Origin of the sequence: uncultured Pseudoflavonifractor sp. (assembly GCA_904419835.1) — a bacterium.
GTDB lineage: Bacteria > Bacillota > Clostridia > Oscillospirales > Oscillospiraceae > Pseudoflavonifractor.
This window is the reverse complement of the sequence record CAJFTA010000023.1, coordinates 33,632-39,631: the sequence shown is the minus strand read 5'-3', so window position 1 is coordinate 39,631 and position 6,000 is coordinate 33,632. Positions and strand designations below refer to the sequence as shown.

Annotated in this window: 11 protein-coding genes; 4 read left to right on the top strand and 7 right to left on the bottom strand. The window is 60.6% G+C overall.

Going from position 1 to position 6,000, the window contains the following annotated elements; translation table 11 throughout:
* Window positions 1–289: DUF4368 domain-containing protein (locus QZY67_RS06065; RefSeq protein ID WP_295369089.1), on the top strand; the 289-nt coding region annotated here is incomplete at its 5' end.
* A gap of 121 nt (window positions 290–410) precedes the next feature.
* On the opposite strand, the gene QZY67_RS06060 is transcribed toward QZY67_RS06065, so the two are convergent.
* Window positions 411–926, bottom strand: a complete 516-nt coding sequence (locus QZY67_RS06060) for a nucleoside recognition domain-containing protein (RefSeq protein ID WP_295369093.1) — start codon at window positions 924–926, stop codon at window positions 411–413.
* Window positions 926–1,546, bottom strand: a complete 621-nt coding sequence (locus QZY67_RS06055; RefSeq protein WP_295369087.1) for a spore maturation protein A — start codon at window positions 1,544–1,546, stop codon at window positions 926–928. The genes QZY67_RS06060 and QZY67_RS06055 overlap by 1 nt, the downstream gene beginning before the upstream one ends.
* Before the next feature lie 249 nt (window positions 1,547–1,795).
* On the opposite strand from QZY67_RS06055, the gene QZY67_RS06050 reads away from it, so the two are divergent.
* Window positions 1,796–2,038 (top strand): AbrB/MazE/SpoVT family DNA-binding domain-containing protein, encoded by a 243-nt coding sequence (locus tag QZY67_RS06050; protein ID WP_006571591.1) that lies wholly within the window; start codon window positions 1,796–1,798, stop codon window positions 2,036–2,038.
* Window positions 2,039–2,483: 445 nt separating this feature from the next.
* On the opposite strand, the gene rsmI is transcribed toward QZY67_RS06050, so the two are convergent.
* Genes rsmI through QZY67_RS06030 form a run of 4 tightly spaced genes read right to left on the bottom strand, consistent with a single transcriptional unit; the run spans window position 2,484 to window position 4,844 of the window.
* A complete protein-coding gene (rsmI, locus tag QZY67_RS06045) occupies window positions 2,484–3,326 on the bottom strand; it encodes a 16S rRNA (cytidine(1402)-2'-O)-methyltransferase (protein WP_295369085.1) in 843 nt (280 codons plus the stop codon).
* A 22-nt stretch (window positions 3,327–3,348) separates the two neighbouring features.
* Complete coding sequence (locus QZY67_RS06040) at window positions 3,349–3,996, bottom strand: methyltransferase (RefSeq protein ID WP_295369091.1); 648 nt, start codon at window positions 3,994–3,996, stop codon at window positions 3,349–3,351.
* Between the two features lies 1 nt (window position 3,997).
* Window positions 3,998–4,624, bottom strand: coding sequence for a CatA-like O-acetyltransferase (locus QZY67_RS06035; RefSeq protein ID WP_294534012.1), 627 nt, complete (start codon window positions 4,622–4,624; stop codon window positions 3,998–4,000).
* Window positions 4,611–4,844 (bottom strand): helix-turn-helix transcriptional regulator, encoded by a 234-nt coding sequence (locus QZY67_RS06030; RefSeq protein WP_295369083.1) that lies wholly within the window; start codon window positions 4,842–4,844, stop codon window positions 4,611–4,613. Before QZY67_RS06030 ends, QZY67_RS06035 begins: the two co-directional genes overlap by 14 nt.
* A gap of 68 nt (window positions 4,845–4,912) precedes the next feature.
* Here QZY67_RS06030 and QZY67_RS06025 point away from each other — a divergent pair, with 68 nt between their 5' ends.
* The gene (locus QZY67_RS06025; RefSeq protein WP_295369081.1) at window positions 4,913–5,167 is read left to right on the top strand and encodes a hypothetical protein; all 255 of its coding nucleotides are present in this window, start codon (window positions 4,913–4,915) and stop codon (window positions 5,165–5,167) included.
* Here the strand turns inward: QZY67_RS06025 and nrdG are convergent.
* A complete protein-coding gene (gene nrdG, locus QZY67_RS06020; RefSeq protein ID WP_295369079.1) occupies window positions 5,148–5,675 on the bottom strand; it encodes an anaerobic ribonucleoside-triphosphate reductase activating protein in 528 nt (175 codons plus the stop codon). The two genes, QZY67_RS06025 and nrdG, sit on opposite strands and share 20 nt — an antisense overlap.
* Window positions 5,676–5,838: 163 nt before the next feature.
* On the opposite strand from nrdG, the gene QZY67_RS06015 reads away from it, so the two are divergent.
* A complete protein-coding gene (locus QZY67_RS06015; protein ID WP_295369077.1) occupies window positions 5,839–5,988 on the top strand; it encodes a hypothetical protein in 150 nt (49 codons plus the stop codon).
* Window positions 5,989–6,000 lie beyond the last annotated feature (12 nt).

Below are 6,000 nucleotides of genomic sequence, written 5' to 3'. Positions count from 1 at the left end.
GGAACAGCTCCCTGCCATGGAAGTAAGGCTTCAGGAACTGAAAGACTCCAGCTCCAATATTGCCCGGTTCATTGAGAATGCCAAGCGATACAGCGAGATTCCGGAGCTGACTGCTGAGATCCTGCGCATCTTCATCAAACGAGTGGAGGTCGGTGAGCGTGCGGAGAAATACTCCCGCACAGCACCGCAGGAAGTACGCATCTACTATCGTGACATCGGCCTGGTGGATGAACTTCCTCGGAGTATGGCGGATTCCATGGCAGAAGCAATTCCAAACGAGGTCGCCTGAGCAGAAAAGGGAGGCTGTGCTGAAACACAGCCTCCCTCCACAGGAACAAATATTAAGTTATATGGGTAGGTTCATAAATTGTCCCTATGCACCGGTTCCCCATGGCAGGCGCATTTTTGTATTACCCCGGAAAAAACAGCCGCACGGCAAAGGCGGCGGCGGCAAAGCCCGCCAGGTCGGCGCACAGGGCGGCGGGAACGGCGTAGCGGGTCTTGCTGATGCCGGCGGCGCCGAAGTAGACGGCGATGGTGTAAAAGGTGGTCTCGGTGGAGCCCAGCATCACGGCGGCCGTGCGGCCGATGGCGGAGTCCGGGCCGTAGGTGGAGATAAGCTCCACCCCCACGCCCAGCGCCGCGCTGCCCGAGATGGGCCGCACCAGCAGCAGGGCCACGGTCTCCGGCGGGATGCCCAGCAGCTCCAGCACCGGTCCCAGGGCCTGTGCCGCCAGCTCCAGCGCGCCGGAGGCCCGGAGCATATACACCGCGGTCAGCAGGGCTATCATGGAGGGCACGATGCGGATCAGCACCCCCAGCCCCTCCCCGGCGCCGGTGATCAGGGCGTCGTATACATCCACCCGCCGGACCATGCCCCACAGGGCCGTCAGGGCGATAATGGCGGGCATCAGCAGATTGACCATCAGCTCCACGATCCGCGCCTCCGTCCCGGCTTCCGGCTCTCCCGCACCCGCCACAGCCGGGCCATCGCCCTGCTGGCCAGAATCCCGGCCGTCACCGACAGCGCGGAGGCCAGCCACACGGCAGGCAGGATATCAAAGGGCGCGGCGCAGCCCGCCGCTGCCCGCACCCCTGCCACTGTGGTGGGAATCAGCTGGATGGACGCGGTGTTGCACACCACCAGCATACACAGAGAATCGGAGGCCACCCCGGGCGTCCGCCTGCTCATATGCCGGGCCGCCTGGATGCCCAGGGGCGTGGCGGCGTTGCCCAGGCCCAGCAGGTTGGCCGATACGTTGGCCGAAATGGCGTCCATCACCGCCCGGTCCCCGGCAAAGTCCGGGTAGAGCCGTCCCAGGATGGGCCGGAGCAGGGCGGACAGCTTTTCTGAGAGTCCCGACCGCTTCATAATCTCCATCACACCCATCCACAGGCACAGCAGCCCCGCCATGGCCAGACACAGCTCCACCGCCGCCGCCGCGCCCTCCACGGCCCCTGCCGCCACCTCCGCCGTCCGGCCGGTGGCCAGGCCGCAGAGGATGGATATTACAACCATAGCCGTCCAGATTGCTGACATCGCCATGCACTTCCACCTCCTCTTTTCCTCTCCATGCTATTCTCAGTATTTGGAAAACATGTCCTTTTTTATAAAATTCCTTTCCCAATTATTTTTTTATCTTTACATAGGAAAATTATGAATTTCTTATAAACAGGAATTTATTTTCCATTTTTTCATTGACTTTGGAATACTCTATGTTATAATAATGTCAGTTTCTAGGTAATAGTGGAAAAACGCGGAAACTAGTTTGAGTCGACGAAAGGAGAAAAAAGAATGAAATCGACTGGAATTGTGAGAAAGGTGGATGAATTGGGGCGGATTGTTCTCCCAATCGAGCTCCGTCGCACCTTGGATATTGCTGAGAAGGACTCCCTGGAGATCTATGTGGACGGCTCCTCCATTGTCTTGAAGAAATATCAGCCTGCCTGCATCTTCTGCGATGACGCCAAGGACGTGATCAATTTCAAGGGCAAGAACGTGTGCCCCAACTGCATCAAGGAACTTCTCGGCAAGTAATGCCGCTGAATATACAGAAAAAGCTCCCTTTTTTCTTCGGAAAAGGGAGCTTTTCTATTTCACCTTCCCACTTCCCTTTCTTTGACCTTTTTATCCCTTCTCCCGACTCATAAGTAATATTCTATCTATTCTATTTTCTAAGCTAAATTTTTGTGTTACTAATTTTCCGCGTTTTTGTTCCTTTTTCTATCAAAATATATTTGCTTTTTTCGGTTATTTTCTTCGATTATCAAAGTGAAATTTGATGATACTGTGGAGTTATATACTTCCAATTATATACATCTTGTATATTTTTATTTTACATATAATTACAAAACAGGATATTCTTCTTTTTTCTTCGTCATTTTTCTCCCTTTTTACATAGCAAACCGGCAGAAATGGAAACGGTGGCACGGCATCCCCGGATGCCGTGCCACCGTATGCTGGCTGCATATTGTTTTACTTTTTATTCCTTTCCATTTTTTCCTAAAGCCCGGTCGTAGAGCTCTTTCCTGGGCAGGCCGGTCTCCTCCGCCGCCCTGCGGGCGGCATCCCGCAGGGAGAGCCCTTCGGCCCGATAGCGCTCCACCAGGGCCAGGCCGTCCTCCGGGCTGACGCTCTCCGCCTCCGCAGGCTGGGCGCCCTCCACCACCAGCACGAACTCCCCCTTGGGACTGTTGGCCTGATACCAGGCTGCGGCCTCGTCCAGGGTGGTGCGGCGCACCTCCTCGTGGAGCTTGGTCAGCTCCCGGCACAGGGAGATGCGCCGGTCCCCGCCGAAGGTGTCCCGCAGGTCGGCCAGGGTGGCCGAGAGCTTGTGGGGGGCCTCGTAGAAGATCATGGTCCGCTGCTCGCCGGTCAGGGAGCGCAGATGGGCCTTCCGGTTCTTCTTGTTCATGGGCAGGAAGCCCTCAAAGGTGAACCGGCCGGTGGGCAGGCCGGACACCGACAGGGCGGTGACCAGGGCGCAGGGGCCGGGGATGGCGACCACCTCCACGCCGTTGTCGGCGCACAGCTTCACCAGCTCCTCGCCGGGGTCGGAGATGGCGGGGGTGCCCGCGTCGGTGACCAGGGCGCAGCTCTCCCCCGCCAGCAGGCGGCTGAGCACATTCTGGCCGCCTGTCTCGGTGTTGTGGCGGTAGTAGCTCACCATGGGCTTTTTCAGCCCCAGGTGGTTGAGCAGCTTGAGGGACACCCGGGTGTCCTCGGCGGCGATGAAGTCCGCCTCCGCCAGGGTGTCAATCATGCGCTGGGACATGTCCCCCAGGTTGCCGATGGGCGTGGGGACCAGATAGAGTATTCCGGCCATTGGGCCACCTCCAGAAAATCAATCAGTTTACCGGCCCTGTCCGCACGGGCAGGACCTCCAGCCCCGGGCGGCCCTGCCGCACCGCCTCCAGCAGCACGGCGGAGGGGGGCTTGTCCGCCCTGTGCTGCACCAGCTGCATCCGCTTGGGCTCCAGCCCGGCGGCGCGGAGGGCGCAGAGCAGGTCCGTCAGCCGGTCGGGCCGGTGGACCAGGGCGAAGCGGCCGCCGTTTTTCAGGCACCGGGCGGCGGCGGCGCACAGCTGCTCCAGGGTGCACTGCTCCTCCATCCGCTCCGCGCCGCCGGAGCGGCCGGAGCCTTCCGGGAACCAGGGCGGATTGGACACCGCCAGGTCCCACTGTCCGGCGGTTGGCAGGCTGGCCGGGTCCTTCAAATCGCCGGTGATAATCTCCCCGGGCAGGCCGTTGCGGGCCAAATTGCGCCGGGCGGCGGCGGCGGCTACGGGGGAAATTTCCACACCGCACACCGTCAAGGTGGAAACCCGGCCCAGCAGCAGCAGGAGCAGGGCCCCCGCGCCGCAGCCCAGGTCGCACACCCGCCACCCCGGCTTCACCGTGGCAAAGGCTCCCAGCAGCAGGCTGTCCTGCCCCAGGGGAAAGCAGCCCTCCTCCCAGCGGTAGGAAAAGGGGCCCAGCTGTTCCGCAGGCGCCATCTCAGCCAAGGGCCTCCATCAGGGCGTTCAGGCGCTGGTAGAACTGCCCCACGTGGACGCCGTCCACCAGGCGGTGGTTCAGCTCCAGGGACATGGACAGCACCAGCCGCCCGTCCTTCTCCTCGTACTTCCCCCAGGCCACCCGGGGCACGCTGTCCTCCGGGTTCAGGTCCCGCTCGTTGGTGAGGGAGGTGATGGGGAACCAGGGCTGGCAGGTGAAGTAGATAAGCTGGTCCCCCGGCCAGGGACCGGCGGTGATAAAGGCCGTCTGGGCCCGGGACGCCTCCCCGGCCCGGCGGCAGAAGCCGGCCATGTCCTCCCCCGCCTCCAGGGTGGTGATATGGAAGAGCTCGCTCCCCGGCTTCAGGTCGGTGAAGCTGGGGATGAGATGGTCGTGGAGCACAATCTCCTCTCCCCGGCACTTGTACCGGAAGGCCTCCACCTGGTCCATGGCCTTGGTGACAAGGTACACCAAGCTGTAATAAAAAGAGAGTTTATTCCTTTTTGTATAGGATTTCAGGGTTGTTACGTCAACCGGAAAGGTTAAACTGTAAAAGGGGTTGGACATGGGCGCGAAGAACGCATAGTGTTCCCGCCTGGGCCATGCCGCCTTGTCAATCACCGTCATGGTGCTTCTCCTCCCGTCCCAGCAGGTAGTCGGTGGTCACGCCAAAGTAGTCAGCCAGAAAGATGAGAGTCAGTGAAGGGACGTTTACATACCCGTACTCCATGCGCTGATAATGGCGATCTGTGCATTGCAGGATCTTGGCCATATCTACTTGGGTTTTATGCTCCCGTTCCCGTAGTTCCTTCAGCCGTTTTCCAAACGGCTCCATAATTTTCTTCATGGGCAATATTCCCCCTTGACACGACATTTTGAGTGGTATATAATAAGCACGACTTAGGAGGTGGTGTTATGACCGACTTCTCCCGCTTTCTGTACAGCAGCTACATCAAGCCCTATCTGGACAGGCAGCCCAGGGATCTGGAGGCGGAGCACCTCTTCTCCCTGTGGGAGAACAGCCACACCGTGCAGGCCCGGCGGGAGCAGGAGGCTCTGTTCCGCTTTCTGGCCGTCCACGCCTTCTACCTGGGTCTGCGCACCGGGGCCGGGCTGGCCCGGGACTGCCCTGCCGCCGCGCCGGCGTGTCTTACGACTCGGGAACCGTGAAGTGGGCCAGCGGGTCGGGCCGGGTCCACAGCACCACCCTGCCCGCCGCCCGGCTGGCGGGCACATTGATGAGCCGCTGGTTGGTTGAGCCCCGGAACAGGGCGCCGTAGGACTTCCGGGCCGCCACAAAGGGCCCGTCCACCAGCACGTCGGTCTGAGCCAGCAGGGCGTCCCAGTCGGGCCGTCCTGCGGAGGTGAGGGTCTCCCAGGTGTAGCCGGTGTAGGTCCACACGTTCTTCCCCTGTCCGTGGGCCAGGGCGGCCAGCCGGGCGCACTCCTCCGCCTGGAGGAAGGGGTCCCCGCCCGAGAGGGTGAGGCCGTCGGTGAGGGGATTGCCGCCCATCTGCTCCGCCAGTTCCTCCACGGCGGCTTCCCGCCCGCCGGCGGGGTCGTGGGTCTCCGGGTTGTGGCAGCCGGGGCAGTGATGGGGACAGCCCTGGGTGAACACCGTAAAGCGGAGCCCAGGGCCGTCCACAATGGAATCGGACATGGTGGACGCGATTCTCATACGCTCGTTCCTTTCTGTCGACGCTGTTTTCTCCATTATAGCCGCTCCCCCGCCAAAGCACAAGGAAATCAGGGGTCGCAGGCTTAAAAACTGCTTTAGGCTGCTGGACCACCGCTCTCAGATGAAAAGCCTCGCAGAGTTCGCGCCCGCAGGCGCGAATTAAATGAAATCCATTTTCTCCGGCGGCGTGCACGTCGGAGAAAATTCTTCTCAGCCCACAAGTGTGGAATTTGTCCGCATCAAGCGGGCAAATTATGCGCGCGGTGGGCTGTATCTTACTCAAAAGAGCGGCTTTGCCGCTCTTTTGGCTTAAAAAGTGCCCCTG